General features: G+C 49.8%; 1 protein-coding gene. It reads right to left on the bottom strand.

The features are described from left to right. Positions 1–879 (bottom strand): potassium-transporting ATPase subunit KdpA (locus PX482_RS04285; protein ID WP_288122106.1); only part of this gene is annotated, 879 nt, incomplete at its 3' end. Between the last annotated feature and the right edge of the window lie 600 nt (positions 880–1479).

Below are 1479 nucleotides of genomic sequence, written 5' to 3'. Positions count from 1 at the left end.
GAAGATACCGAGGGGAATTAGATAGATTAACCGAGCTTGCTTGAGATTATCGGCGAAAACCCCGTAGGTATAGATCAGGGAGGTGGGAATCGAGAGAATCGCCACCAACTGCACCAGATTGACGAATCCGTTCGGGTTTTCAAAGGGGTGGGCCGAGTTGCTGGCAAAAAAGCCGCCGCCGTTTTCTCCCAATTCCTTAATAATCTCGAAGTGGGCCACTGGACCGCGGGCGATCGCCTGACTCAGGTTGGGGTTTTCTAGCGTCGGCAAGATCGCCGGGCCCGCGAGGGTTTCCGGGACTCCGGCGATGATCAGGGCAATTGCCCCCACGATCGAGATCGGTAAGAGGATACGGGTGATCGCTCGGATCAGATCCACATAGAAATTGCCCAACGGTCGCCCCGTCAGTCCCCGAATAAAGGCGATCCCCACCGCTAGACCGGTTCCGGCCGAGGTGAACATCTGGTAGCCAAGACCCCAGATCTGACTCCCGTAGCTGAGGGTGGTTTCTCCGGAATAATGCTGTTGGTTGGTGTTGGTGATAAAGGAAATCGTCGTATGTAGCGTGGTGTCCCAAGAAGGGGCGGGGATCCCCGTCGGGTTGAGGGGAAGGAATCCTTGGCCCGCAATCAGGGAAAAAACCAGAATTGCCATCACCGCGTTACTGTAGAGAACGGCGCGGACGTACTGCCAGCCAGTCATATTCTCTTTCCCTTTCACCCCGACGAAGGTGTAAAGAAGACTCTCGACTCGATCGCAGAGTGGGTCGAGTAGGGTTCTCCGTTCCATGAACACCCTAGCCATATACCGCCCGAAAAAGGGGGTGATCGCCACGATTATCAGGATCGTGAGCGCGATTTGAATCCATCCTTGCAACATGGTTCGATCAACTCCAAAAAAAGGCCAGTGGAGGCTCGATCAACGATCAACCGGGACCCTCACGGGTTCGCTGTCTCGAAACCGCTTGCTGAAAACCGAGTTTGTCTAATCATTAGCGATCATTAACAAATGGATGATCGAGGGATTATTATCGCCTCTGCTGGAACGATTATAGCGATTTCTTGCACCTTGACAAGCTATATTTTTTCCGTTCGTTATCCTATCAGCTTTTACGCACTTATGCAGCAATACCAACAATTAGCAATTATCCTAAATCCAGTTATTAAAAACTGATTATCTATTCCCCCTTTTGCCTCTTGCCTCTTGCATGAGTGCCTATCCTGATATGTTACCTATACTTAACGGATTTAGTATTATAAGTAGTCGTGCAAAATTAATTTCCTAGTCGAGACTCCGAGACAGGAGACTCCGAGACAGGAGACGGGGGACTCCGAGACAGCTATCAGGGATCAGATTTGAATGGCTCTTCGGGAATTGTTATGCAAATAATTAACTTAAAATAAAATTCGATGAGAGCGCCTACGCTCAAAAGTAGCTGAAATCCATATAGGGAAGGACTTAAGGCATCAACAGGTTAAT

Origin of the sequence: Microcystis sp. M53602_WE12, assembly GCF_030065455.1 — a bacterium.
In the GTDB taxonomy this organism is placed as follows: Bacteria; Cyanobacteriota; Cyanobacteriia; order Cyanobacteriales; family Microcystaceae; genus Microcystis; species Microcystis aeruginosa.
The sequence above is the reverse complement of the archived record's forward strand: the minus strand, read 5'-3'. Positions and strand labels throughout refer to the sequence as shown.